Here is a 24,088-nt window from a genome sequence, read left to right on the forward strand (position 1 = left end):
GCATGCGATTTCGTACGGTCATGGCATTGACCGGGGCGCTCGCGCTGTCCCTGACGGCGGGCTGCGCGAAGGGCGACTCGGTGGGTTCGTCCTCGGACACGGTGACGTACTGGCTGTGGGACTCCAACCAGCTCCCCGCCTACCAGGCCTGCGCGAAGGGCTTCGAGCAGCAGAACCCCGGACTCAAGGTGAAGATCACCCAGTTGGGCTGGGCCGACTACTGGACCAAGCTCACCGCGAGCTTCATCGCGGGCACCCAGCCGGACGTGTTCACCGACCACATCCAGAAGTTCGGCCAGTTCGCCGACCTGAAGGTGCTCCAGCCGCTGGACGACCTCGACATCGACGCGTCCGCCTATCAGCCCGGTCTCGCCGCCAACTGGCAGGGCCAGGACGGACATCAGTACGGCACGCCCAAGGACTGGGACACCGTCGCCCTCTTCTACAACCAGAAGATGGCCAAGTCGGCCGGGCTGAGGGCCGATCAGCTCAACAGCCTGTCCTGGAACCCGACGGACGGCGGCACCTTCGAGAAGGCCATCGCCCATCTGACCGTCGACAGGAACGGCAAGCGCGGCGACGAACCCGGCTTCGACAAGCACCACGTCAAGGTGTACGGCATGGCCACCGGGGGCGCCGGTGACTCCGACGGCCAGACGACGTGGAGTCCCTTCACCGCCTCGGCCGGCTGGAACTACACGGACAAGACACGCTGGGGCACGAAGTACCAGTACGACAGCAAGACCTACCAGTCGACGGTCAAGTGGTACTTCGGCCTGGCGAAGAAGGGCTATCTCGCGCCGTTCACCGACTACAGCGACGGCGCCAACCCGCCCAACGCGCAGATCGCGGCAGGCAAGGCGGCGACCGCGTTCGACGGCGCCTGGATGATCTCCACGTACGCCGCGGCCAAGGGAATCAAGATCGGCACCACATATACCCCTACCGGTCCGACCGGGAAACGGGCGACCATGATGAACGGACTGGCCGACTCGATCACCAAGAACGCCCACAACAAGGCGGGCGCGCGAAAGTGGGTGACCTACCTGTCATCGGACAACTGCCAGAAGACGGTGGGAAGTTACGGCATCGTCTTCCCCGCGACCCCGGACGGCACGAAGGCCGCCGTCGCCGCCTACAAGAAGAAGGGCATCGACGTCACGGCCTTCACCCGGCCGGTCGCCGACAAGAAGGACTTCGCCACCTTCTCCTTCCCGATCACCAACTACTCGGCGGACGTGTACGCGTTGATGCGCCCCGCCATGCAGGACGTCTACGCCAACGACGCACCGGTGAGCGGCCTGAGCAAGACCAACAAGCAGATCAACTTCATCCTCGGCCAATGATGTTCGTTCAGTGATGTTCGTTCAGTGATTTCCGCTCAGGGAAATCCCCGTCAGAGAAGGACACGCACCCATGACGTTCTCCCTCGGCATCGTCGGAGCAGGCCAGTTCTCCGGCCAGTTCGCCCGACTGTTCCAGGCCCACCCAGGCGTGAGCGAGGTCTATGTGACCGACCTCCTGCCGGAACGGGCGGAGCAACTGGTCGCCGAACAAGGGCTGGCGGGCACTTTCCCCTCCTACGAAGCGATGCTGGAGTCGAAGGCCGTCGACGCCGTCGCGATCTTCACCCAGCGCTGGACGCACGGCCCCCTGGTCCTGAAGGGGCTCGGCGCCGGCAAGCACGTGTACTCCGCGGTCCCCATGGCGATCAGCACGGACGAGATCGCGGCGATCATCGACGCGGTCAAGGCGACCGGACTGACGTACATGATGGGCGAGACCAGCCAGTACAACCCGGCGACCGTGCACGCCCGCAACCAGATCGCGGAGGGCGCCTTCGGGCGGATCTTCTACGCCGAGGGCGACTACGTCCACGACATGGACCTGGGGTTCTACGAGGCGTACCAGTACAGCGGCGGCGACAACTGGAAGGCCACCGCCAGCTATCCGCCGCTGCTCTACCCGACGCACTCGGTGGGCGGGGTGCTCGGCGCGTGGCAGACGCACGCGGTGAGCGTGTCGGCGATCGGTGTCGTCGACGAGCGCGGGGACGGGGTGTTCGACAAGGACGTCAGCCAGTTCGGCAACGACTTCTCCAACGCCACCGCGCTGTTCGAGGTCGCGGGCGGCGGTTCGTTCCGTACGAACGAGTTCCGGCGGGTGGGTTATCCCTCGCAGATCCGGGAGTCGCGTTTCCGGTTCTTCGGCACGGACGCGAGCATGGAGCAGCTCGCGACGGTGGCGTTCTGGCAGGACAAGAAGGGGGTGCAGGACATCAGCGAGCTGCTGGAGCCCAAGCCCACCATGTCTCCTGACGATCCGTCACTTCAGCACATCGCACCGGACCTTCGGGCCGCCTTCACCTCCGGCTCGGCGCCGGTGCACGACCGGTCGCGGCTGCCGAAGGAGTTCGAGAACCTGCACAACGGCCACGAGGGCAGCCACCACTTCCTGGCGGACGACTTCGTGACCGCGGTCAACTCCCGCACCCTGCCCAGCGTGAACGCGTGGGTCGCGGCCCGCTACACCCTGCCGGGCATCATCGCGCACGACTCGGCACGGCAGGGCGGGGCGAGGCTGGAGATCCCGGACTTCGGGGACGCACCCGAGTAACAACACGTCGCACCAGGGGAGTTGAGCAAGCCGGGCGCTCAGGTCACGTGCCCGGCTTGCGGCCGTACACGAAGACGTCGTCGCCGTTCTTCAGCAGCGACCAGTACTTCTTGGCGGTGGCCGGAGTCATGTTGACGCAGCCGTGCGAGCCCGGCGGGTTCCACATGCTGAGGCTGACCGAGTGGAAGGCCTGGCCGCCGTCGAAGAACTGGCTGTACGGCATCGGCACGTTGTAGATGTTCGAGACGTGGTCGATGTCCCGCCAGTAGATCTTCTTCAGACCGGTGCGGGTCTCGTAGCCGTTGCGGCCGGTGCGCACCGGGACCGGGCCGTAGACGAGTCGGCTGCCGTCCTGGATCCAGCTGATCTGGAGCGTGAGGTTGACGCAGGCGATGCGGCCCTTGTTCGTCGGGCACTTGCCGGCCGCGTTCGGCTTGTTGCCCACGGCCTTCTGCTTGTTCATGAGGTCCATCACGCCCCAGGTGACGGATCCCGCGTAGCCGATGTTCGGCGTGATGCCGTGCTTGGTCTGGAAGGCCTTGATGGCCTTGCAGTCGGCGGCGGACTGCTTCCCGTCGACCGGCCGGCCGAGGAACTTCTCGACCTGCTTCTGGTATGGCCCCTTCTGCGTCGTACAGCTCGTCGCCGCCTGCGCCGGAGCGCCGCCCAGCACGAGCGTGAGCGGTGCCACCAGCCCGGTGATACCGAGCGCTATGGCGCCTCGTCTGCGTATGTCCCCCATGTCGGAACCTCCCCCTCAGCCGGAACTGCGATCTCTGCCAGCTAGACCGGTGCGCGGGCGGCAGGGTTGTGGCCCGGGCCGGACCGCGACGAAACGGTGACATTCTCCGCCGCCGGGCCGGCTCCACGGAAGACGGCCTCCGTAAGCGGACGACGGGTTTCCAGGTGGGCCGCACCGGTTAGGCGTGATCAATCAGCATTCCGCGGACCGCACGGAGCGCGAAGCGGAACCCACCGACGACACGCACAGGTGCACATGAGGTCAGACAAGCGGGACCCCGCAGGCCCGAACGAACCGCGACGTGGGCTCGGCTCGGGAAACGCGCGCACCGAACGGATGGTGCGGACGCTGCTGCGCCGGCGCAAGAAGGCCCTGAGCGCGGACGACGTGAAGGTGGCCGACCGGCCGGCCGTACGACGGGCCGTGTCGGCCGCGGCCCTGGGCAACACCATGGAGTGGTTCGACTTCGGCGTCTACGCGTACGTCGCCTCGACCCTCGGCAAGGTCTTCTTCCCGGGCAGCTCACCGGGCGCCCAGGTCATCTCGACGTTCGCGACCTTCGCGGCGGCCTTCCTCGTCCGGCCGCTCGGCGGGCTCGTGTTCGGGCCCCTCGGCGACCGCGTGGGACGCCAGAAGGTCCTCGCCGTCACCATGATCATGATGGCGATCAGCACGTTCGCGGTGGGCTTCCTGCCGGGCTACAGGACGATCGGCCTGGCCGCACCGGTCCTGCTGCTGCTCTGCCGGCTGGTGCAGGGCTTCTCGACCGGCGGCGAGTACGCCGGTGCCACCACCTACATCGCGGAGTACTCCCCCGACCGGATGCGCGGCTTCCTCGGCAGCTGGCTCGACTTCGGCACGTTCGTCGGCTACTCCCTCGGCTCCGGCCTGGTCACCGTCCTGACCGCCGCTCTGTCCGAGGACCAGATGGTCGACTGGGGCTGGCGGATCCCGTTCTACGTCGCGGGACCGCTCGGGATCATCGGCCTCTACATGCGGCTCAGGCTGGAGGAAACACCCGCGTTCCAGGAGGTCGAGGAGAAGCGTGGGGAGGAGGCCCGGATGTCCGGCAAGGGCCGCCTCAAGGAAGTGTTCACCGACCACTGGCAGGCCCTGCTCGTCTGCGTCGGTCTCGTCCTGCTCTACAACGTCACCAACTACATGGTGACCTCGTACCTGCCGACCTACATGAGTTCCACCCTCGGCGAGTCCGAACTCACCGCCCAGCTCCTGGTGTTGGGCACCATGGTGCTCGTCGCCCTCACCATCACCGTCGTCGGCCGCTCCTCGGACCGGTACGGCAGGCGGCCGCTGTTCCTGTGGGGCGGCGGCGCCATGGTGGTCTTCGCGATCCCCGTCTTCCAGCTCATCCGCCAGGGCGGCATCGTGCTCCCCGCCATCGGCTGCGTGATCCTCGGCCTGTTCCTGGTCTGCTTCGCGGGCACGAGCGCCGCGACCCTCCCCGCGCTCTTCCCGACCCATCTGCGCTACGGCGGCCTGTCCCTGGCGTACAACTTCTCCGTCTCCCTGTTCGGCGGCACGACCCCGCTGATCGCCTCCGCGCTGGTCGACGTGACCGGCAACGAACTCGTGCCCGCCTACTACCTCATGGTCGCGGGCGTGATCGGAGTGATCGCCGCCCTGTTCCTGCGCGAGACCGCACGCAAGCCGCTGCGCGGGTCCTCTGCCATGGCCGCGTCCGAGCAGGAGGCCCGTGAGATGGTCGCGCACAGCCGCACCCGCGCGGGCCGCCGCGCCCGCGACACCTGGCTCCGGCTGCGCCAGGGCCACCTCCCGCACCGCTCCCACCGGGACGACTGACACCGGCGCGCCCGCGTGTGATCCAGTCCAGTTCCGTCGAAGTGGCCCGATACCCCACCCGCGGCCTCCGCCTACGCTGCCGCCCATGCAGCGCACTCTCGCCGACGACCTCTCGCGGCTCCCCGCCCTCCTCCAGTCCGCCCGTGACCTCGCCGCCCGTGAGCTGGACGGGATGGCCGAGCGGCCGGTCGTCCGGCTCGACAAGGCGCCCGACGGGGAGCCGCTGCCGGTCGAGGGGACCGGTGGCGAGGCGGCTCTCGCGCGGTTCGCGGAGCGGTGGGCACCCGGGCTCTCGGGGTCGGCGGGCCCGCGTTACCTCGGCTTCGTCACCGGTGGCGCGACGCCCGCGTCGGTCGCCGGGGACTGGCTGACCAGCGCCTACGACCAGAACGTGTCCGGCGCGGCCGGTTCCTGGGCGGCGGCCCTGGAGCGGGAGACGGTCGGCTGGCTGCGCGAGCTGTTCGGGCTCGGCGAGGCGCACTCCGGGGCCTTCGTCACCGGCGCGACCGTGTCCAACATGGTGGGTGTCGCCGTAGCCCGCGAGTGGCTCGGCGAGCGCCTGGGCGTGGACGTGTCCCAGGACGGCGCCGCCGCGCTCGGCCCGGTCGACGTCCTCTCCGGCAGCCCGCACTCCAGCGTCACCAAGGCGCTGTCCGTGCTGGGCATCGGCCGCGACCGGATGCGCTACGTGCCCGTGCTCGCCGGAAACCGCGAAGCCGTCGACGTGGCCCAACTCGACGCCGCACTCTCCGAGTTGAAGGGCCGCCCGGCGATCGTCGTCGCGAACGCCGGCACGGTGAACACCGTCGACTTCGACGATCTGCGCGCGATCGCCGCCCTCAAGGAACGGCACGACTTCTGGCTGCACGTGGACGCCGCGTTCGGCGGCTTCGCCGCGCTCTCCCCCGCCTACGCCCACCTCGTCGACGGTCTCGACGCGGCCGACTCGGTCTGCGTCGACCTCCACAAGTGGCTCAACGTGCCCTACGACGCGGCCGTCCAGTTCACGCGCCGCCGCGACCTGCAGACCAGGGTGTTCCACAACGCGTCCCCGTACCTGGGCTCACCCACCGGCGACCCCGACTTCCTCCACCTCACCCCCGAGAACTCCCGACGCCTGCGCGCCCTCCCCGCCTGGTTCTCCCTCATGGCCTACGGCCGCGCCGGGCACCGCGAGATCGTCGAGCGCAACGTGGTTCTCGCCCACCGGCTCGGGGAGGGCATCGCCGCACTCCCGGGCCTGCGGCTGTCGGCGCCGGTCCGGCTGAACGTCGTCTGCTTCACTCTGGCCGAGAACCCCACGCACGAGCGGGTGGCGGCCGTCGCGGAGGCCGTGGCCGCCACCGGCGAGGCGTTCCTGACGCCGACGGCCTACGACGGGACACCCGCGCTGCGCGCCGCGTTCAGCAACTGGCGTACGTCCGAGGCCGATACGGACCGGGTGCTGGCGGCGCTGGCTTCACTGCCCCCTGGCCCCGCGCTCTGAAAGGGACTGCCGGAACCCGGAGTTGACCGCGGTGAGCCCTCCGTCGACGGCGAGGGTGGTGCCGGTGATCCAAGAGGCGTCCCGCGAGGCGAGGAACGCGACGGCCGCGGCGATGTCCTCGGGCTCGCCTACCCGGCCGAGCGGGAACAGCCCGCTGACCGCGTCGAGTTCGGCGTCACGGCCCTCCCACGCGGAGGTCCGTACCGTCCCCGGCATCACCAGATTGACCCGCACGCCGCGCCGACCGGCGTGGCCGGCGAGGGTACGGGTCAGCGAGGTGAGTCCGGCCTTGGCCGCGCTGTAGGCGTGGTTGCCGAAGTCCTGACTGCCGTTCACGGAACCGATGTTGACCACGGCCCCGCGTCCCGAGGCGACCAGGTGCGGGAGTGCGGCGCGGCAGCAGCGGTAGGTCCCCGTCAGCGTGATGTCGAGGTCGCGGGCCCACTCGTCGTCGGGCTCGTCCTCGAAGAGCGGGAGGTCGGGCGTGCAGTGCGCGGCGCTGTTGACCAGGACGTCGAGCGCCCCGAAGGACTCGACGGCCCGGGCGACGGCCCGCTCCACCGCCTCCCGGTCCCCCACGTCGCAGCCGAACGCCTCGGTCGCCAGACCGAGTTCACGCAGCGCCGCCGCCGTCTTCTCCGCCTCGGGCAGATCGGCGTCGGTCACCAGAACCCGCGCCCCCTCCTCCGCGAGCCGCCGGGAGATGGCCGCGCCGATGCCGCGCGCCGCACCGGTGACGAGAACTCCGTACCCCTCGAAGCGCGTTGTGTCAGTCATGGTCCCGAACGTACTGCCGGAACGATCAACTCGGCAGATAGCGTGCGGACATGAACGGGTTCATACAGCAACTTCCCGCGCTGATCGGTGTCGTGATCGGCGCCCTCGGTTCGTACGTCGCGATCGTGCGGGGCGATCAGGCGAGGTTCCGCCGTGAGCGGGCGGCCCGATGGGAGGAGCGGCGGCTGGAGGTGTACGCCGAGTACGCCCGTTCGCTGAAGAAGTCGGTGACCCTGACGTACCGGGTCGCCTCCCACTTCGGCAACGACCCGCATCCGCACCCGCTGTCCCCGGCCGAGGCGGAACCGCTGCTGGCCGAGGCGACCGTGGACCGGGATCCGCCCGGTGAGGCGCTGCTCCTGCTGGGGAGCACGGAGGTGGTGGACAAGGCCCGGGCGTGGGTCGGCGCGGTGATGGCGATGGAGCGGTTCATGCGCGCGGAGACCCACGACCCGGAGGCCTGGCGGGAGTTGATGGAGCGTCAGCGCGCCAGGCGCGAAGGCTACTACGCGGCCGTACGGGATGATCTGGCGCTGCCACCGGGCCACTCGGGGCGCTGGCCGGTGACCCAGATCTGACCTCGCACGTCACCGGTAGCCGGTCACGTCCGCCGGTTTCCCCGCGTCCTGTACCTCCACCAGGTACCGCCACGCGTCCGGGCGGCTGCCGTCGAGGTCCGTGAAGCCGTACACCGGGGCGAGTCCGCCGCTGGACAGCGACTGCCCGTTCCAGCGGGCCACTTCGGGGTCGGCGGCGAGGGCGGCGACGGCGCGGCCGACGTAGCGCGGGGTCTCCGAGATGGCGAAGTGCGGGACTTGGGGCAGGGCATCGCGCCAGTTGTCCTCGCCTACGCCGAACTGGTCGAGCATGATCTCCGAGCGCAGCCAGCCCGGGGTGAGCGCGACGGCGGTGGCGCCGCGTTGACCGAGTTCGTGGCCGAGAGCGAAGGCCATGCGCAGGACGGAGGACTTGGCGAGGTCGTAGAAGAAGGAGACGCGGTAGGTGTCGCGGTTGTACTCGGCGGTCCCGTCGGTCATCTCGACGACCAGGCCGCCGGGGCGGCGCAGCAGCAGGGGCAGCGCGTGGTGGCTGGTGATCGCGTGGGTCTCGACCGCCAGCCGGAGGATGCGGAGGCCCTTGTCGAGGTCGTGTTCCCAGACGGGGGTGTCCCAGGCGAAGAGGTGCTCGCCGCCCCAGATGTCGTTGACGAGGACGTCGAGGCGGCCCTGTTCGTCGTCGATACGGTCGACGAGGGCCCGTACGGCCGTGGAGTCCAGGTGGTCGGTGGGAACGGCGATGCCCCGGCCGCCGGCCGCGGTGACGAGGTCGGCGGTGTCCTCGACGGTCTCGGGCCGGTCGTACTCGGAGCGCTTGGCGCGGGTGCTGCGCCCGGTCACGTAGACGGTGGCACCGGCCGCGCCCAGTTCCACGGCGATCCCGCGTCCCGCTCCGCGCGTCGCCCCCGCGACCAGCGCGATCTTGCCTTCCAGTGGTCCCGGCATGTCCGGCCTCCCGTGCTCGTTCGACTCGCTGTCCTGTCGATCGTGCAGGAGAAGCCGGACACCTTCTGTCGGGTATTCGGCGGTGTCTCAGTGGCCCCGCGCGATCCACTCCTCCAGGTGTGCGGCCTCCGCCCCGACGGTCGTCGAGTCGCCGTGTCCGGTGAGCACCTTCGTCTCGGGCGGGAGGGTCAGCAACCGGTCCCGGATGGAGTCGATGATGGTCGGGAAGTGGGAGTACGACCGTCCCGTGGCGCCCGGGCCCCCGTGGAAGAGGGTGTCGCCGGTGAAGACCGTGCCGAGCCCGGGGTCGTACAGGCACACCGCGCCGGGCGCGTGTCCCGGCGTGTGCAGGACCTTCAGGTCGGCGCCCGCGGCCTCGATCACCTGGCCGTCGGCGAGATGGGCGTCGGGGTCGCGGTCGGGGTGGGTCTGCTTCCACAGCGGCAGGTCGTCGGGGTGCAGCCAGATCGTGGCGCCGGTGCGGTCCGCGAGTTCGGGAGCGGCGTCGATGTGGTCGTTGTGCGCGTGGGTGCAGATGACGGCGGTCAGCCTGCGGTCGCCGATCGCCGCGAGGATGGCGTCGGCGTCATGGGCGGCGTCGATGACGACGACCTCGTGGTCGTCGCCCACGATCCACACGTTGTTGTCGACGTCCCAGGTACCGCCGTCGAGGCTGAACTGCCCCGAGGTGACGAGGTGTTCGATACGAGCGCCCATCACAGCTCCACCACCGAACGCAGCACATCGCCGCCGTGCATCCGCTCGAACGCCTTCTCCACCTCGCCGAGTTGGATCGTCTCCGTGACGAACGCGGCCAGGTCCAGGCGCCCTTGCTGATGCAGATCGATCAGCATCGGGAAGTCGCGGGAAGGCAGACAGTCGCCGTACCACGACGACTTCAGCGAGCCGCCACGTCCGAAGACGTCCAGGAGCGGGAGTTCGAGCTTCATCTCGGGCGTGGGCACACCGACGAGGACGACCGTGCCCGCCAAGTCCCGGGCGTAGAAGGCCTGTTTGTACGTCTCCGGGCGACCGACCGCCTCGATGACGACATCGGCGCCGAAGCCACCGGTCAGTTCACGGATCGCCTCGACGGGGTCGTTCGTCTTGGAGTTGACGGTGTGCGTGGCCCCCATGGAGCGGGCCTTCTCCAGCTTCCGATCATCGATGTCCACGGCGATGATCCGCGCCGCGCCAGCGAGCCGGGACCCGGCGATCGCCGCGTCACCGACCCCACCGCACCCGATGACCGCGACGGTGTCACCGCGACCGACGTTACCGGTGTTGATGGCGGCGCCGATGCCGGCCATCACGCCACAGCCCAACAGCCCGGCGACGGCCGGAGAGACGGCCGGATCAACCTTGGTGCACTGTCCGGCGGCGACCAGCGTCTTGTCGGCGAAGGCGCCGATGCCCAGGGCCGGGGAGAGTTCCTGCCCTGTCGAGGCGAGGGTCATCTTCTGCTTGGCGTTGTGGGTGTTGAAGCAGTACCAGGGGCGACCACGCAGACAGGCCCGGCAATTCCCGCACACGGCACGCCAGTTGAGGATCACGAAGTCGCCGGGCGCGACGTCGGTGACGCCCTCGCCGACCGACTCGACGATTCCGGACGCCTCGTGGCCGAGCAGGAAGGGGTAGTCGTCGCTGATGCCGCCCTGTTTGTAGTGCAGGTCGGTATGACAGACCCCGCAGGCCTGTACCTTCACCACGGCCTCGCCGGGTCCGGGATCGGGTACGACGATCGTCTCGACCCGGACCGGCTCGTTCTTGCCCGGTGCGATCACGCCGCGTACTTCCTGCGCCATGGTCCTGAACCCTTTCGTCGCCGTTGTCCCCGCCTCCGACCCTACGCGTGACTGATCGGTAAGGGCACGCTGACGTCCCGGCCACGCCCCCTGACCATCACCGTGATCGATCGCGGCCGACGTAGCCTGAGTGTTCCGACCGACTCCCGAGGAGCGCCGTGAGCATCGCAGGGACGCAGAGCGGTCCGCCGGCCTGGCGGTTGCTCCTCGACTACGTACGACCGCACCGCTGGGCCCTGTTGGCGGGTGCGCTGCTCTCGTTGGTCACCGGGGGCACCGGGTTGCTGCTGCCGCTGGTGGCGCGGGGGCTCATCGACGACCTGTCGCACGACCGGACGATCACCGGGGCGCTGCTCGCGATGTCGGCGCTGGTGGTCGCCAACGCGGCGCTGGGCGCGCTGGGTTCATACGTTCTGCGGCGTACCGCGGAGTCGGTGGTGCTCGGTGCGCGGCGCGCCCTGTCGTCGTATCTGCTGCGCCTGCGGATCAGCGCGGTGGACCGCAGCGAGCCCGGCGACCTGATGGCCCGCATCACCTCGGACACGACCCTGCTGCGCGAGGTCACCACGGACTCGCTGGTCGGGCTCGGCACCGGAGGGCTCACACTCGTCGCAACTGTCGTAATGATGGGCCTCGTTGACCCGGTGCTGCTGGGCGTCACCCTGGCCGTGATCGCGGGCGCGGGCACGGTGCTCACCCTGATCCTGCCGCGCATCAACCGGGCCAGCAGGCAGGCGCAGGACGCGGTCGGCGTGATGGGCGCCTCGCTGGAGCGGATCCTGGGCGCGCTGCGCACGGTGAAGGCGTCCGGCGCCGAGGACCGTGAGGAACGCACCCTGCACGCGGCGGCCGAGGAGTCGTGGCGGCAGAGTGTGCGGGCCGCCAAGTGGAGCGCCGCCGCGGGCAATACGGCGGCACTGTCGATGCAGGTCGCCTTCATCACCGTCCTCGCGGTGGGCGGGGCACGGGTGGCGACGGGTGCGATCGACATCGGCACGCTGGTCGCCTTCCTCCTCTACGTCTTCTATCTCATGCAGCCGATCCAGCAGGTCGTCGGTGCGATCACGCAGTACCAGACGGGCGCCGCGGCCCTCTCCCGCATCCAGGAGGCGCTCCACCTCCCCGCCGAACCCCCGTCCCTGCCCGCCCAGTTGCCCTCCCCCGGCGCCGAACCCGCGGCCCTCACCTTCGACGACGTCCGCTTCCGCTACGCCGACGACCTCCCCTACGTCCACCACGGCGTGACCTTCGGGATACCGGCCCAGGGCATGACGGCGTTCGTCGGCCCGTCCGGCGCGGGCAAGACCACGGTGTTCTCCCTCATCGAGCGTTTCTACGACCCCGAGTCCGGCGCGATCACCCTCGACGGCCGGGACCTCGCGGACTGGGACCTGTCCCAACTCCGGTCCGCCATCGGCTACGTGGAGCAGGACGCCCCGGTCCTGTCGGGTTCCCTGCGCGACAATCTGTTGCTCGGCAACCCGGACGCGGACGACGACGCCGTGACCCGCGTCCTGCGGACAACCCGCCTCGACGGCCTGCTCGCCCGGCTACCGAAGGGCGTCGACACCTTGGTCGGACACCGAGGCACCCGCCTCTCGGGCGGCGAACGCCAGCGCGTCGCCATCGCCCGCGCGCTCCTGCGCCACCCCCGTCTGCTCCTCCTCGACGAGGCGACCTCGCAGCTCGACGCGGTGAACGAGGCGGCCCTGCGCGACACCGTCGCCGATGTGGCCCGAACGACGACGGTCCTGGTCGTGGCGCACCGGCTGTCCACGGTGACGATGGCCGACCGGATCGTCGTCATGGACGCGGGCCGCGTCCGTGCCGTGGGCACGCACCGGGAACTCGTGACCGCCGACCCGCTCTACGCGGAACTGGCGGCGACGCAGTTCCTGGCGACGGCGGGCTGATCCCGGGGAACGGCTGAGGGCCGCCCGTTTCCGGACGGCCCTCGAGGTCTTCGTGCTCCGCGGGATCAGTGCTGCGGGCTCACGGCTCGATGCTGGGGAGGAGTCCCGTCACCGGCGCGGCCATGTCGGTGACCTGGTGCAGCTGCTGGAGGTCGTTCAGGTGGTTCAGACCCTGCAGCTGGTTGGCGACCCGGGGGACCTCCGCCCGGTGCTCGGCGGGGATCTCGCTCACCGCGAGCGAGTCCAGCAGGGCGACCGGGCTGACCTTGCCGTCCTTGAAGGCGGGCGCGTCGGCGGCGTTCGCCATCGGCGCGACGAGGCCGGTGACCCCGACGGCGAGACCAACGGCGGCGGCAATACGTCGTGTTGAGATCATGCCCTCAGCAACGCGGCCGGTCCCCGCGCGGTCACGGGTACCGGGCACCGCTCACCCGTGAGGCGGAGCGTGCCGCTGCGTTTGCCGACCCCGGTACGACGGAGGAGTCTCGTAGGAGAGGCCCGTCGCGGCTCGCTCCTGTGTGGGCCGCGACCCTCCGAGGAGGTCACCATGGGCACCGCGGCACGCCCCGGCTTCGACTCCGAAGCCCTGCGCCGGGGCATCGAAGAGCACACAGCGGCGACACTTCTGTCGCTCTACGCGGACGACGCCGAGATCCACGTCGTCGACCACCAGACCCAGCCCAGTCACCCCAAGGTCCTGCACGGCCGGGACGAGATCGGCGCGATGCTCGCCGACGTCTACAGCCGCGACATGACGCACAAGCTGGAGGAGTGCGTCGTACAAGGGGACCGGGTCGCCTACAGCGAGTCGTGCCAGTACCCGGACGGGGCGCGGGTCCTCGCCGAGTCGATGCTCCTGCTGCAGGACGGCAAGATCACCCGGCAGACCATGATCCAGGCATGGGACGGCTAGCCGGACTGGTGCCGAGGGTCCGCGTCAGCACCCGTCTGACCTGGACCTTCTCGGCGACCACGGCACCCGCGCGCTCCGCTGCGGCTCGCCGGCGGACACCGGTCTCCGCAGCGGGCCTGCGCGCGTCCGCCACGCTGCTGGGGTCGGTGCTGCGGGCGGCACGGTCCCGCTCGCTTCCGCCGCCGCCTGCCGGTCGGACGCGGGGTTTCCGGCGTGGCTGAGCGGGCCGGGGCTGTCGTAGGACCGTCGGTTAGGCTGTTCGTGGGTCGTGACTGGCGCTGAGGTGGAGCACCACCGTGGAGCGGCCCACGCGGAGTCGATGCCGTGCGCCTGGGCGATTGGTCAACCAGCTCAGGAGTGGATCATGTCTCAGGCACGGCTCATGGACGGCACAGCGCTCGCCCGGCGCATCGTCGAGGACACCGCGAAGAAGGCCGCCGACCTCACGGAACGCACCGGTACGGCGCCCTGTCTCGCGACGGTTCTGGTCGGCGCGGACCCGGCCTCCGTCACGTACGTCCGGATGAAGCAGAACCGTTCGCGCAAGGCCGGCATCGCGTCCCGGCACGTCGAACTGCCCGCCACCACGACCACCGCCGAACTGGTCGCCACCCTCACCGCGCTCTCCACCGACCCGGCCGTGCACGGCATCCTGCTCCAGCACCCGATGGGTGAACACATCGACGAGCGGGCCGCGTTCGAGGCGATCGCGGCGGAGAAGGACGTGGACGGCGTCACCTTCGCGTCGTTCGCGACGATGAGCTTCGGCCTGCCGGGCTTCGTGTCCTGCACGCCCGGCGGGATCATGCGGCTGCTCGACGAGTACGACGTCGACCCGTCCGGCAAGCGGGCCGTCGTGGTCGGCCGCAGTGCGATCCTCGGCAAGCCGGCCGGCATGCTGCTCCTGGCCCGCGACGCGACGGTCACGTACTGCCACTCCCGCACCCGGGACCTGTCGGCGGTGGTCCGCGAGGCGGACATCGTGGTCGCCGCCGTCGGCCGCCCCCGGCTGATCCGCGGCGAGGACATCAAGCCCGGCGCGGTCGTGATCGACGCCGGTTACAACGCGGGCAACATCGGCGACGTCGACTTCGAGTCCGCCGCCGAACGCGCCTCGTTGATCACGCCGGTGCCGGGCGGCGTCGGCCCGATGACGATCGCCACGCTCCTCGAACAGACGGTGACCGCCGCCGCCCGGCAGCTCGGGGTGTGATCAGCGCGTCCACGCGCTGTACTCCATGACGTCCCCGGCCTTGACGCCGTACTCGGGCTGGTCCTTCGTGAAGGTGCTCTCCATTCCGAGGACGGCGCCGGTGGCCGGGTCCATGATCAGCATCAGGCGGGTGGCGGACCGCTGATAGACGTACGCCTGCCCGTGCCGCCCGAGCCGGTCGGTCACCTCCCCCACCGGCCGCAGTCCGTCCGCCCCCGCGAGCAGCCGCGCCAACGCGGCCGACTCACGCGCCCCGAGCGTCCAGTGGTCCAGCAACTCCCCGACCGCACTGAGGAGTTCGGGCGTGGTCAACGGCGTCTTGCTGTACGCCGTCTCCTGGAGGTACGCCCGCAGTCCCGCCACGTCGTGCGGAGGCTGGGCATCGGGCGGGACATCGCTCCAACTCGGCGGAAACGTCGTCTCCTTGAGGACATGCCCGTCCTCGACGAGACGTTCCGTGTGACTGTCGTCCGCGTTCCAGCGCACGATGCGTTCCTCGGGGATGGTGACCGGCGGTTTGTCGTCGGACATACCGAGACTCCATGACTGCACGTGGGTCCCCCTGCGCAGAGCGGGAGTTCCGTCGACCGCGACGGCCGCCGCGAGTGCGGCGAGCTGCTTCAGGGAAACGGGAGTGGAGTGCGCCTGCACCACAAGCGCCCGCGGAGCCGCCACCGCCGGAGTACTGCTCGGCCCTCCCACCACCAGGGTGAGTACGGTCGCCCCGACGGCAGCAGTGGCGGCGAGGCTCCACACCAGTCGCCGACGCCGTGAACGCCGCTCATACAACAGCCGGTTGAGCCCCCGCTCGGCCTGACGATCAAGCGGCCCGTCACCGTAGAGGACCCCATCGCTGGTGAACGGGTTGGCGCTACGCAGTAGTTCAAGCTCATCAGCCATGGCGACGTTCCTTCAGGGTGACTGTGGCGCCCCATAGGGGCGCGGGGAACTGCGCGACCAGCCACGACGCCGCAGCAGCCGACCGACAACACATCGCGGCACCAAGAACGCTCAACACCCCGAACCTCCGAGCACCGCAAGCCGATCAATCTCCGCTCTCAACCTCCGCCGAGCCCGATGCAACCGCATCGCCGCAGCCCGCACACCACACCCAAGAACAACGGCGACCTCCTCCACCCCCAGCTCCTCCCACGCCGTGAGCCGCAGCACCTCCTGATCGGCCGACGACAACCGCGCCAACGCCTCGTGCACCCAGCCCCCGGGGGCATCCGCCTCGGGACCCACCTCGACCTGCCGTCCATGCGCGGCCTCGTCATTGCCCAGCCGATCGACGAGCCGACGCCGCCGCCCGTACCCCCGCACCGTGTTGGCCAGGCAGTTACGGGCCACGCCGTACAGCCAGGGCAACGGCGCCGGCGGCAGATCCGCACGGCGGCGCCAGGCGACGGTGAAGACCTCCGCCACCACTTCCTCGACCTCGCCGTTCCGCCCGTCCAGTCGCCGCGCAACATAGCGGCTGACCGCCCAGTAGTGCTCGCGATAGGCAGCGGCGAAGTTCTCGTCGTTGCTCATGTTCCGTTCGTGTCCGGCACCGGGGCGATCGTCACACCCGGTTCCGTGATTCTCCTCGCGTCCGTCAAGTGTGACGCGCAGGTCCGGCGCGGACACAGGCGGGGCGTGAGAGACCTCAAGAGCATCAAGTGGCTGACGACCACGGACCACAAGACGATCGGCACGCTGTATCTGGTCACGGCGTTCGGGTTCTTCTGCATCGGCGGCGTGATGGCGCTGCTGATGCGCGCCGAACTCGCGCGACCCGGCCTGCAGATCATGTCGAACGAGCAGTTCAACCAGGCGTTCACGATGCACGGCACGATCATGCTGCTGATGTTCGCGACGCCCCTGTTCGCGGGCTTCGCCAACTGGATCATGCCGCTGCAGATCGGCGCCCCGGACGTCGCCTTCCCCCGCCTGAACATGTTCGCCTACTGGCTGTATCTCTTCGGCTCGACCATCGCGGTGGGAGGCTTCCTCACCCCGCAGGGTGCGGCAGACTTCGGCTGGTTCGCCTACTCACCGCTCTCGGACGCGGTCCGCTCCCCCGGCGTCGGCGCCGACATGTGGATCATGGGTCTGGCCTTCTCCGGCTTCGGCACGATCCTCGGTGCGGTCAACTTCATCACCACGATCATCTGCATGCGCGCACCGGGCATGACGATGTTCCGCATGCCGATCTTCGTGTGGAACGTGCTGCTGACCGCCGTGCTGGTCCTGCTGGCCTTCCCCGTGCTCGCCGCCGCGCTCTTCGCGCTGGAGGCGGATCGGAAATTCGGGGCACATGTCTTCGACGCCGCCAACGGCGGTGCGTTGCTGTGGCAGCACCTCTTCTGGTTCTTCGGCCATCCAGAGGTGTACATCATCGCGCTGCCGTTCTTCGGCATCATCTCCGAGGTCATCCCGGTCTTCTCCCGCAAGCCGATGTTCGGCTACATGGGACTGGTCGCCGCGACGATCTCCATCGCCGGTCTCTCCGTGACCGTGTGGGCCCACCACATGTACGTCACCGGCGGAGTCCTCCTCCCGTTCTTCTCCTTCATGACGTTCCTCATCGCCGTACCGACAGGCGTGAAGTTCTTCAACTGGATCGGAACGATGTGGAAGGGGTCCCTGTCCTTCGAGACCCCGATGCTCTGGGCCACCGGCTTCCTCATCACCTTCGTGTTCGGCGGCCTGACCGGTGTCATGCTCGCCGCCCCGCCCATCGACTTCTCGACCTCGGACTCGTACTTCGTCGTCGCCCACTTCCACTACGTGGTCTTCGGTACCGTCGTGTTCGCGATGTTCTCCGGCTTCCACTTCTGGTGGCCGAAGATGACCGGCAAGATGCTCGACGAGCGCCTCGGCAAGCTCACCTTCTGGACGCTGTTCATCGGCTTCCACGGCACCTTCCTGGTCCAGCACTGGCTCGGCGTGAACGGGATGCAGCGCCGGATTCCCGACTACCTCGCGGTGGAGGGCCTGACGACACTCAACACGGTGTCGACGATCTTCTCGTTCCTGCTGGGCCTGTCGTTGCTGCCGTTCTTCTACAACGTGTGGAAGACGGCCAAGTACGGGGAGAAGGTCGAGACCGACGACCCGTGGGGCTACGGCCGTTCACTGGAGTGGGCTACGTCCTGCCCGCCGCCGCGGCACAACTTCGTATCGCTCCCCCGCATCCGCAGCGAGTCCCCCGCCTTCGACCTCCATCACGCCGAGGTGCCCGCCCTGGAACGGGAGTTGACGCCCCGGTGACCGCGATGGACGAACACCCCCTCGACACCGGGGCCTTCCTCAACGACATCGAGGGCCACCTGCTGATCGCCGCCGCCCACGCGGAGAGCCGTGCTGCCGCAGCCCGTTTCGCGACGCGGCTCGACTGGCTCACCGACGGTCAACGGGTCGAGGTGGAGCGGCAGTTCGAGGCGGAGTACCTGACTCTCACCCGCCTGTCGTGGCAGCGCACGGCCGAGCGGGGCCGTCAACTGCGGGACGAGTACGAGGAGACGTACCGGCGACTGCGCCAACGTGCCCTCGCCTCCTGCCTGTTGACGTGTGCCCTGCTCGCGGCGACGGGTCTGGTCACCGTCGCGCTCGCCTAGGGACGCGCTGTCCCGCCGGTCCTGACGACCGGCGGGACGGTGTGCCGCGCAGGAGCCGGTACGGCTAGGTCAGCGTCCACTTCTGGTTGGTCGCCGTGCCGCAGGTCCACAGGATCAGCTGGGTTCCGTTGGCCGTGGCGGCGCCGGACGCGTCCAGGCACAGGCCCGCGTTGACGTTGGTCAGGGTGCCGTCGGAGTTGGCGGTCCACTTCTGGTTGTTCTGGCCGTTGCAGTCCCAGATGACGACCTTCGTGCCGTTGGTGGTGCCGTTGTTGTAGGCATCCAGGCACTTGTTGCCGTACACCACGAGTTCCTTGCGGGAGGTGTAAGTCCAGGCCTGGTTCTGGCCGCCGTTGCAGTCCCAGATCTCGGCCTGCGTGCCGTTGGTGATGGTGTTGTTGTAGACGTCGGCGCAGCGGCCGGACTGGGTGCCGACGACCAGCGAGCCGTTCGTGCCCGGGATCGGCTGGACGTTGATCGTGCCCAGGGTCGGGAGTGAACTGCCCGTCAGGGTGAGGGAGTTGGCCGATCCCTTGGACAGGTCGGCCTGCACCGAGATGGTGCCCGCGCTGGAGCCGGTCGGCGGGAAGGAGACCGTCGTCGCGGTCTGGCCGTTGACCTGGAGGGTGCCGGTGACGGCCGCGGAGCCCGTGTTGGTGTACGTCACGTCGACGACGTTCAGGCCGGTGCTCGCCGCGCTGACGCCGGTGTACTTGCCGGTGGAGGTGGCGGTGTAGTTGGTGCTCGCCGCCTCGGTGCCGCCGCTGATCTTCAGGAACACGGAGCCGCCCGCCGGCACGCTGGCCGTGTAACTCGTGCCGTAGGAACCGATGTTGGCGCGGGACCACAGGTCGCGGACGGTGGCGGACGCTGTTGTCAGGCCGAGGTCCGACCAGCGGACGGTGATGTTCTGGGTGGAGGAGGTGCGGTTGAGGAGGGTGACCGCGCGGTTGCCGAGGCCCGAGAGGACCTTGCCGTAGACCTGGAGTCCGGTCGTGTCCTCGGCGACCTTGACGCCCTGGAGGCCGCGCGCGTCCTGGTCGACCGCGACGACCTCGGGGTTGGTGAGGATGCCGGTGGTCTCGGTGGTGAGGGTCGTGAGGTCGTTGCCGGCGAGGAGGGGTGCGCCGGAGATCGCCCAGAGGGCCATGTGGGTGCGGTTCTGGGCGGCGGTGAGGCCGGACATGCCGACCATCAGCATGTCGGGGTCGTTGTAGTAGCCGGTGTGCTGTGCGGCCGGGTGCAGGCCCTGGTCGAAGTTGGACAGCATGTTCGTGGTCGACGGCGAGTTGCCGTAGTAGATGATGTCCGTGCTCGTCCGGTACATGGGGGCCAGGCCGGGGGCCCAGTTCCAGGGGTTCTGGTTGCCCCAGTTGCAGATCGAGAGGGTCAGCGCGCGGCCGGTGCTGGCGGTGGCCTTGGTGACCGAGGCGCTGATCGCCTTGTATGCCGTCGCCGCGTCGAGGCCCTCCGCGTCGCCGCCGCACCAGTCGACCTTCACGAAGTCGAAGCCCCACTGCGAGAACTGGAGCATGTCCTGGTCGTAGTGGCCCTCGCTGCCGGTGTTCGCGGCGGCGGGGCGGCCCGTCGGGTAGTAGTAGCCGCAGCCGTTCGCGCCGGCGTCGGTGTAGATGCCGGCCTTGAGGCCCTTGCTGTGGATGTAGTCGGCGATGGCGCTCATGCCGCCGGGCCACTCGCTGGTGTCGACGGTGATGTTGCCCGCGCTGTCGCGGGTGCCCTGCCACCAGCCCTCGTCGATGTTGATGTACTTGTAGCCGGCCGCGGGGAGGCCGGAGGCGACGAACGCGTCGACCTGCGCCTTGATGACGCTGTAGTCGATCTTCGCGGCGAAGCTGTTCCAGGAGGCCCAGCCCATCGGGGCGGCGGGGACCGCTATTTGACGGGTCGTCGAGGCGACGGGAGCCGCCTGGAGGGGGTCCACGGGGGCTGGCCTGGTGACGAGAAGCAGGGTGACTGCCGCTGCGGCCATCGCTAAGGCGCGCAGGATGGGGGTGCGGAACATGCGGCTCCTTTGCCGATATTTCGAACCTGGATCGGGTCGCCGAACGAAACGGCGCGCTGAAAGTAGAACCACCCGCGGGCGAAGTCAACGGCTGTGACACGAGGGGCAGTTGGAATCTCCCGGCGGGAATCCCCCACCCGTCGGCCACCGGGCGCGATACTGACCGGCGTGCGCGTAGCGATCATGACAGCGGGTTCCCGGGGCGACGTGGCCCCATACACCGGCCTCGGGCATGCCCTGGCCCGGGCCGGCCACGAGGTCACCCTCGTCACCCACGCGAGTTTCGCGCCTCTGGTGGCGGGCTCGGGCGTCGGCTTCCATGCTCTCCCGGTGGATCCCCGGGCCGAGTTGGAATCCTCGCGGGGGCGCGGGCTGCATCGCAGCGCCTCGGGCGGGGGCAAGTTGCTGCGGGTGGTCACGATGGCGCGGGCGCTGGTCGGGCGGATGACCGACGACCTCGTGACGGCCGCCAGGGCGAGTGAAGTCCTGTTGCTGTCCAGCTCGTTGGGGCCGCTGGGGCATGCCGTCGCCGAAGGGCTGTCGTTGCCGAGCATGGGCGTGTACCTCCAACCCCTGGCGCCGACAGGGGAGTTCGCGCCGCCGGTGCTCGGCGGCGGCTCCTGGGGCGCGGTCGGCAACCGCGTCGCCGGACGCGGGGTGAACCGGGCGGTGGAGCATGTCTTCACCACCGCCGTACCGGAGGTGCGCTCCCGACTGGGCCTGCCCCGCACCCGACCCGGCACCGCACTCCGCTCCCGGGAACGCCAGAACTGGCCCGTCCACCACGGCTTCAGCCCCCTGATCGTGCCCCGCCCGGCCGACTGGCGCCCCGGACTGACGGTGGCGGGCTACTGGTGGCCGTACGACGGCGACGCCCAACTCCCGCCGGAACTCCGGGACTTCCTCGACTCCGGTCCGCCCCCGGTCTTCGTCGGACTCGGCAGTGCCACCGTGCCCGATCCGGAGCGGCTGAGCGCCGAGATCGTGCGCGCGCTGCGCCTGGCCGGGCTGCGCGGGGTGGTCCAGCGCGGCTGGGGCGGCCTCGAAGCGGCCGGAGACGACGTCCTGACCGTCGGCGAGGTCCCGCACTCGGCACTGTTCCCGAGGATGGCTGCCGTGGTCCATCACTGCGGCGCGGGGACGACCGCGGCCGGGCTGCGCGCCGGGGTGCCTGCCGTACCGGTACCGATCCAGTTCGACGAGGGCTTCTGGGCCGCGCGCCTGGTCACCCTGGGGGTGGCTCCCGCTGCCGTACCGCTGCGCGGACTGACCGCCGAGTCCCTGTCCGCCGCGCTCGTACGGGCCACGGGTGAACCGGCCTGTGCCGAGCGCGCGAAGGCTCTCGGTTCCCGGGTGCGCGCCGAGGACGGCGTCGCGCCCGTGCTCGCCGCCCTGGCCGCCCTGAGCTAGCGCTCCTGCCGCGCCACGGCCTCGGGGGTGACCGGGGTGAAGAAGTTGATCAGGTTGCCGTCGGGGTCCCGGAAGAGGAGCGAGCGGTTGCCCCAGGGCATCGTCGTCGGCTTCTGGACGATCTCGCAGTCGAGCGGCGCCAGCCGCTCGTACTCGGCATCGACGTCGGCGACACGGAACTCGGTGATCACCGATCGGTTGGCGGCGGGTTGCGCCGAGTCGGTACCGAACAGCGCCACCGTACGAGTGCTCGCGATCGCCAACGTGCAGGCGGGCGTGACGAGTTCGGCGAAGTCCGGGGTCGACCAGGTGGCCGTGACGCCGGTGACCTGTTCGTAGAACCCGACGAGGCGGGTGACGTCGTCGGTGATGACGCGGATCGAGACGAAGTTCATGAGGGTCTTCCTGTCGGATGCGGTGCCGGCTGAAGGGACGTCTCCCACGCTAGGACCGATACCGGACAGCTTCCACCCGGTATCGGAGGCAGACTTTCGGAGTGACCACATCGACCGCACGCGTACTCGCCCTGCTGGAGATCCTCCAGGGCGGCGGCCTCCGCACCGTCCCCGACCTGGCGGCCCGCCTCGGCGTCGACGAACGCACGGTCCGCCGCTACGTCGGCCACCTGCTGGAACTGGGCGTGCCGGTCGATTCGGTCCGCGGCCGCTACGGCGGCTACCGGCTCGCCCCCGGCTATCGGATGCCGCCGCTGATGTTCACGGACGAGGAGGCACTGGCCGTGGTGCTCGGTCTGCTGGCCGGCCGTAAGGCGGGGCTCGTCACGACCTCCGCGGCGGCGAGCGAGAGTGCCACGGCGAAACTGCTGCGGGTCCTGCCCACCGCCCTGCGCCGACGGCTCGACGCCCTGCTGGACACGGCGGACTTCACCGCTCGGCCCCGTACCGCCACCGTCCCGGAGACGGGGGTGCTGCTCGAACTCGCCGAGGCCGCGCTCCATCGGCGGCCGGTCGCGATCGGCTACACCGACCGCAAGGGCCGCGGCAGCGACCGTACCGTCCTGCCGTACGGTCTCGTGGCGCATGCCGGACGGTGGTACCTGACCGGCGCCGACCCTGCCGACGGCGAGGTGCGCACGTTCCGCCTGGACCGGATCACCTCGATGAGTGTGCGACCCGGCTCGTTCGCCGTCCCGGACGACTTCGACCCGGCGACCACGGTGCTGGACAGCCTCGCGCGCACGCCGTGGACCCACGATGTGTCGCTGCGGATCCGGGGCAGCGTGGAGCACATTCGCACGCGGCTCCCGGCCGAGATCGCCACCCTGTCGACGGTCCCGACCGACGATTCAGGGCCCGGCGGTGGCGACGAATGGGTCCACGTCCGGATCCGGGCCGAGCGGCTGGAGTGGATCCCGCCGGTCCTCGCCGCCCTCGACCGCCCGTTCGTCATCGAACGTCCCGCCGCGCTGCGTGATCTCGTACGCGCGCTGGCTCGCCGCCTGGACGAGCACGCCACGGACGGCCCGGTCTAGGGCTTCCAGCCGGGCGGCTGCATGATGCCCAGCAGCTGCCGGACCAGTTCCTCGACGACCTCGTCCAGCGTGGCGTCCACCCAGCCCGCGCTCCAGTCGTGGAGCAGGCCGTTGACGCTGCCGATGAAGGCCGCGGCGGCGATCCGGTAGTCGCGCCGCGCCGCCTCCCCGCGCTGGGCGGCGGCCCGCGCCTCGGCGCAGATGAGGTTGATCCAGCGGGCACGCCGGGCGAGCCGCTGTTCCTCCAGCCGGGCGCTGACGCCGATGATCTCGACGAAGGTGATGCGGATACGGCGCGGATCCACGGTGACGTTCGCGGCGTACGCGTGGAAGATCGCGGTGGACCGCTCGGCGAGCGGCAGGCCCTCCGCGGATTTCAGGGCAACGAGTACGGCCTCCTCGGCCCAGTCGTTGACCTGGAGGTGGAGGGCGGCCAGGACGTCCTCCAGGCTGCGGAACTCCTCGTAGAACTGCCGGGTGGACAGGCCGGCCGCCTCGCTGAGGGCAGCGACGGTCGTGGCCCGGTAGCCGGGGGTGTCGCCGAACAGCTGGAGCGCGGCGTCCAGGAAGCGTCCGCGCCGCTCGGCCTGACGCTGCTCGGCGGACTTGCCGCCGTAACGACCGGTCGGCGCCTTGAGCCTGCCCACCACTGTCACACCCCTGTCTCGTTGACCACCGGCCAATCTTGTCGTGTCCGTGGTCTTGCGGAAAAGAGCACTCCTTCCTCACTTCTCATCAAGTTCACTCCGAATTTGCATTTGTTCGGATGTCTT

General features: G+C 69.7%; 23 protein-coding genes and 1 riboswitch. Of the genes, 12 read left to right on the forward strand and 11 right to left on the reverse strand.

Annotated elements, in window-relative coordinates; genetic code table 11:
* The first annotated feature begins 2 nt into the window (after nt 1–2).
* Both OG504_RS06375 and OG504_RS06380 read left to right on the forward strand, forming a co-directional pair.
* Nucleotides 3–1,346, forward strand: coding sequence for an ABC transporter substrate-binding protein (locus OG504_RS06375; protein WP_405988836.1), 1,344 nt, complete (start codon nt 3–5; stop codon nt 1,344–1,346).
* A gap of 70 nt (nt 1,347–1,416) precedes the next feature.
* Nucleotides 1,417–2,616: a Gfo/Idh/MocA family protein gene (locus OG504_RS06380; RefSeq protein WP_405988837.1), complete on the forward strand. Its 1,200-nt coding sequence runs from the start codon at nt 1,417–1,419 to the stop codon at nt 2,614–2,616.
* Between the two features lie 43 nt (nt 2,617–2,659).
* Here OG504_RS06380 and OG504_RS06385 read toward each other — a convergent pair whose 3' ends face one another.
* Complete coding sequence (locus tag OG504_RS06385) at nt 2,660–3,358, reverse strand: L,D-transpeptidase family protein (protein ID WP_405988838.1); 699 nt, start codon at nt 3,356–3,358, stop codon at nt 2,660–2,662.
* A gap of 336 nt (nt 3,359–3,694) precedes the next feature.
* Here OG504_RS06385 and proP point away from each other — a divergent pair, with 336 nt between their 5' ends.
* The gene (proP, locus tag OG504_RS06390; protein ID WP_405996264.1) at nt 3,695–5,179 is read left to right on the forward strand and encodes a glycine betaine/L-proline transporter ProP; all 1,485 of its coding nucleotides are present in this window, start codon (nt 3,695–3,697) and stop codon (nt 5,177–5,179) included.
* 85 nt (nt 5,180–5,264) lie between these two features.
* Entirely contained in the window at nt 5,265–6,665 is a 1,401-nt protein-coding gene (locus OG504_RS06395; protein ID WP_405988839.1) for a pyridoxal phosphate-dependent decarboxylase family protein, read from the forward strand.
* Here OG504_RS06395 and OG504_RS06400 read toward each other — a convergent pair.
* The gene (locus tag OG504_RS06400; protein WP_405988840.1) at nt 6,639–7,442 is read right to left on the reverse strand and encodes an SDR family NAD(P)-dependent oxidoreductase; all 804 of its coding nucleotides are present in this window, start codon (nt 7,440–7,442) and stop codon (nt 6,639–6,641) included. The genes OG504_RS06395 and OG504_RS06400 overlap by 27 nt on opposite strands.
* A gap of 50 nt (nt 7,443–7,492) precedes the next feature.
* Between OG504_RS06400 and OG504_RS06405 the strand changes: the two genes are divergently transcribed.
* A complete protein-coding gene (locus OG504_RS06405) occupies nt 7,493–8,020 on the forward strand; it encodes a hypothetical protein (protein ID WP_405988841.1) in 528 nt (175 codons plus the stop codon).
* Nucleotides 8,021–8,029: 9 nt separating this feature from the next.
* Here OG504_RS06405 and OG504_RS06410 read toward each other — a convergent pair whose 3' ends face one another.
* The 3 genes from OG504_RS06410 to OG504_RS06420 form a co-directional block, all read right to left on the reverse strand.
* Entirely contained in the window at nt 8,030–8,944 is a 915-nt protein-coding gene (locus tag OG504_RS06410; RefSeq protein WP_405988842.1) for an SDR family oxidoreductase, read from the reverse strand.
* 87 nt (nt 8,945–9,031) lie between these two features.
* Complete coding sequence (locus tag OG504_RS06415; protein ID WP_405988843.1) at nt 9,032–9,661, reverse strand: MBL fold metallo-hydrolase; 630 nt, start codon at nt 9,659–9,661, stop codon at nt 9,032–9,034.
* Complete coding sequence (locus OG504_RS06420; protein ID WP_405988844.1) at nt 9,661–10,749, reverse strand: S-(hydroxymethyl)mycothiol dehydrogenase; 1,089 nt, start codon at nt 10,747–10,749, stop codon at nt 9,661–9,663. The genes OG504_RS06415 and OG504_RS06420 overlap by 1 nt, the downstream gene beginning before the upstream one ends.
* A 158-nt stretch (nt 10,750–10,907) precedes the next feature.
* Here OG504_RS06420 and OG504_RS06425 point away from each other — a divergent pair, with 158 nt between their 5' ends.
* The gene (locus OG504_RS06425; protein ID WP_405988845.1) at nt 10,908–12,662 is read left to right on the forward strand and encodes an ABC transporter ATP-binding protein; all 1,755 of its coding nucleotides are present in this window, start codon (nt 10,908–10,910) and stop codon (nt 12,660–12,662) included.
* A gap of 79 nt (nt 12,663–12,741) precedes the next feature.
* Here OG504_RS06425 and OG504_RS06430 read toward each other — a convergent pair whose 3' ends face one another.
* Nucleotides 12,742–13,038, reverse strand: coding sequence for a hypothetical protein (locus OG504_RS06430; RefSeq protein WP_366491536.1), 297 nt, complete (start codon nt 13,036–13,038; stop codon nt 12,742–12,744).
* A gap of 171 nt (nt 13,039–13,209) precedes the next feature.
* Here OG504_RS06430 and OG504_RS06435 point away from each other — a divergent pair, with 171 nt between their 5' ends.
* Nucleotides 13,210–13,575 (forward strand): nuclear transport factor 2 family protein, encoded by a 366-nt coding sequence (locus OG504_RS06435; protein ID WP_405988846.1) that lies wholly within the window; start codon nt 13,210–13,212, stop codon nt 13,573–13,575.
* 258 nt (nt 13,576–13,833) lie between these two features.
* Nucleotides 13,834–13,918: riboswitch (ZMP/ZTP riboswitch) on the forward strand.
* Nucleotides 13,919–13,939: 21 nt separating this feature from the next.
* The gene (locus tag OG504_RS06440; RefSeq protein ID WP_405988847.1) at nt 13,940–14,788 is read left to right on the forward strand and encodes a bifunctional 5,10-methylenetetrahydrofolate dehydrogenase/5,10-methenyltetrahydrofolate cyclohydrolase; all 849 of its coding nucleotides are present in this window, start codon (nt 13,940–13,942) and stop codon (nt 14,786–14,788) included.
* On the opposite strand, the gene OG504_RS06445 is transcribed toward OG504_RS06440, so the two are convergent.
* Both OG504_RS06445 and OG504_RS06450 read right to left on the reverse strand, forming a co-directional pair.
* The gene (locus tag OG504_RS06445) at nt 14,789–15,688 is read right to left on the reverse strand and encodes a CU044_5270 family protein (RefSeq protein WP_405988848.1); all 900 of its coding nucleotides are present in this window, start codon (nt 15,686–15,688) and stop codon (nt 14,789–14,791) included.
* A gap of 111 nt (nt 15,689–15,799) precedes the next feature.
* A complete protein-coding gene (locus tag OG504_RS06450) occupies nt 15,800–16,321 on the reverse strand; it encodes an RNA polymerase sigma factor (protein WP_405988849.1) in 522 nt (173 codons plus the stop codon).
* Between the two features lie 105 nt (nt 16,322–16,426).
* Between OG504_RS06450 and ctaD the strand changes: the two genes are divergently transcribed.
* Together ctaD and OG504_RS06460 are read left to right on the forward strand one after the other, a co-directional pair.
* Nucleotides 16,427–18,043 carry a cytochrome c oxidase subunit I gene (ctaD, locus tag OG504_RS06455; protein ID WP_405988850.1) on the forward strand — a complete coding sequence of 539 codons (1,617 nt, stop codon included), beginning with the start codon at nt 16,427–16,429 and terminating at the stop codon, nt 18,041–18,043.
* 5 nt (nt 18,044–18,048) lie between these two features.
* Entirely contained in the window at nt 18,049–18,390 is a 342-nt protein-coding gene (locus OG504_RS06460) for a hypothetical protein (RefSeq protein WP_405996265.1), read from the forward strand.
* Nucleotides 18,391–18,454: 64 nt separating this feature from the next.
* On the opposite strand, the gene OG504_RS06465 is transcribed toward OG504_RS06460, so the two are convergent.
* The gene (locus OG504_RS06465; RefSeq protein WP_405988851.1) at nt 18,455–20,413 is read right to left on the reverse strand and encodes an RICIN domain-containing protein; all 1,959 of its coding nucleotides are present in this window, start codon (nt 20,411–20,413) and stop codon (nt 18,455–18,457) included.
* A 183-nt stretch (nt 20,414–20,596) separates the two neighbouring features.
* Here OG504_RS06465 and OG504_RS06470 point away from each other — a divergent pair, with 183 nt between their 5' ends.
* The gene (locus tag OG504_RS06470; RefSeq protein WP_405996266.1) at nt 20,597–21,823 is read left to right on the forward strand and encodes a glycosyltransferase; all 1,227 of its coding nucleotides are present in this window, start codon (nt 20,597–20,599) and stop codon (nt 21,821–21,823) included.
* Here the strand turns inward: OG504_RS06470 and OG504_RS06475 are convergent.
* On the reverse strand, nt 21,820–22,218 hold the full coding sequence (locus tag OG504_RS06475) for a VOC family protein (protein ID WP_405988852.1): 399 nt from the start codon (nt 22,216–22,218) through the stop codon (nt 21,820–21,822). The two genes, OG504_RS06470 and OG504_RS06475, sit on opposite strands and share 4 nt — an antisense overlap.
* Nucleotides 22,219–22,319: 101 nt before the next feature.
* Between OG504_RS06475 and OG504_RS06480 the strand changes: the two genes are divergently transcribed.
* Complete coding sequence (locus OG504_RS06480) at nt 22,320–23,315, forward strand: helix-turn-helix transcriptional regulator (protein WP_405988853.1); 996 nt, start codon at nt 22,320–22,322, stop codon at nt 23,313–23,315.
* On the opposite strand, the gene OG504_RS06485 is transcribed toward OG504_RS06480, so the two are convergent.
* Entirely contained in the window at nt 23,312–23,965 is a 654-nt protein-coding gene (locus tag OG504_RS06485) for a TetR/AcrR family transcriptional regulator (protein WP_405996267.1), read from the reverse strand. The two genes, OG504_RS06480 and OG504_RS06485, sit on opposite strands and share 4 nt — an antisense overlap.
* Between the last annotated feature and the right edge of the window lie 123 nt (nt 23,966–24,088).

The sequence above is a fragment of the Streptomyces sp. NBC_00986 genome (genome assembly GCF_045162565.1).
GTDB lineage: Bacteria > Actinomycetota > Actinomycetes > Streptomycetales > Streptomycetaceae > Streptomyces.

Coding starts and splice junctions, on each gene's coding strand:
- OG504_RS06465 (WP_405988851.1), bottom strand. CDS start 20,413: ATGTTCCGCACCCCCATCCTGCGCGCCTTAGCGATGGCCGCAGCGGCA.
- OG504_RS06410 (WP_405988842.1), bottom strand. CDS start 8,944: ATGCCGGGACCACTGGAAGGCAAGATCGCGCTGGTCGCGGGGGCGACG.
- OG504_RS06405 (WP_405988841.1), top strand. CDS start 7,493: ATGAACGGGTTCATACAGCAACTTCCCGCGCTGATCGGTGTCGTGATC.
- OG504_RS06415 (WP_405988843.1), bottom strand. CDS start 9,661: ATGGGCGCTCGTATCGAACACCTCGTCACCTCGGGGCAGTTCAGCCTC.
- OG504_RS06470 (WP_405996266.1), top strand. CDS start 20,597: ATGACAGCGGGTTCCCGGGGCGACGTGGCCCCATACACCGGCCTCGGG.
- OG504_RS06375 (WP_405988836.1), top strand. CDS start 3: ATGCGATTTCGTACGGTCATGGCATTGACCGGGGCGCTCGCGCTGTCC.
- OG504_RS06460 (WP_405996265.1), top strand. CDS start 18,049: ATGGACGAACACCCCCTCGACACCGGGGCCTTCCTCAACGACATCGAG.
- OG504_RS06450 (WP_405988849.1), bottom strand. CDS start 16,321: ATGAGCAACGACGAGAACTTCGCCGCTGCCTATCGCGAGCACTACTGG.
- proP (WP_405996264.1), top strand. CDS start 3,695: ATGGTGCGGACGCTGCTGCGCCGGCGCAAGAAGGCCCTGAGCGCGGAC.
- OG504_RS06395 (WP_405988839.1), top strand. CDS start 5,265: ATGCAGCGCACTCTCGCCGACGACCTCTCGCGGCTCCCCGCCCTCCTC.
- OG504_RS06440 (WP_405988847.1), top strand. CDS start 13,940: ATGTCTCAGGCACGGCTCATGGACGGCACAGCGCTCGCCCGGCGCATC.
- OG504_RS06475 (WP_405988852.1), bottom strand. CDS start 22,218: ATGAACTTCGTCTCGATCCGCGTCATCACCGACGACGTCACCCGCCTC.
- OG504_RS06385 (WP_405988838.1), bottom strand. CDS start 3,358: ATGGGGGACATACGCAGACGAGGCGCCATAGCGCTCGGTATCACCGGG.
- OG504_RS06380 (WP_405988837.1), top strand. CDS start 1,417: ATGACGTTCTCCCTCGGCATCGTCGGAGCAGGCCAGTTCTCCGGCCAG.
- OG504_RS06430 (WP_366491536.1), bottom strand. CDS start 13,038: ATGATCTCAACACGACGTATTGCCGCCGCCGTTGGTCTCGCCGTCGGG.
- OG504_RS06435 (WP_405988846.1), top strand. CDS start 13,210: ATGGGCACCGCGGCACGCCCCGGCTTCGACTCCGAAGCCCTGCGCCGG.
- OG504_RS06420 (WP_405988844.1), bottom strand. CDS start 10,749: ATGGCGCAGGAAGTACGCGGCGTGATCGCACCGGGCAAGAACGAGCCG.
- OG504_RS06445 (WP_405988848.1), bottom strand. CDS start 15,688: ATGGCTGATGAGCTTGAACTACTGCGTAGCGCCAACCCGTTCACCAGC.
- OG504_RS06400 (WP_405988840.1), bottom strand. CDS start 7,442: ATGACTGACACAACGCGCTTCGAGGGGTACGGAGTTCTCGTCACCGGT.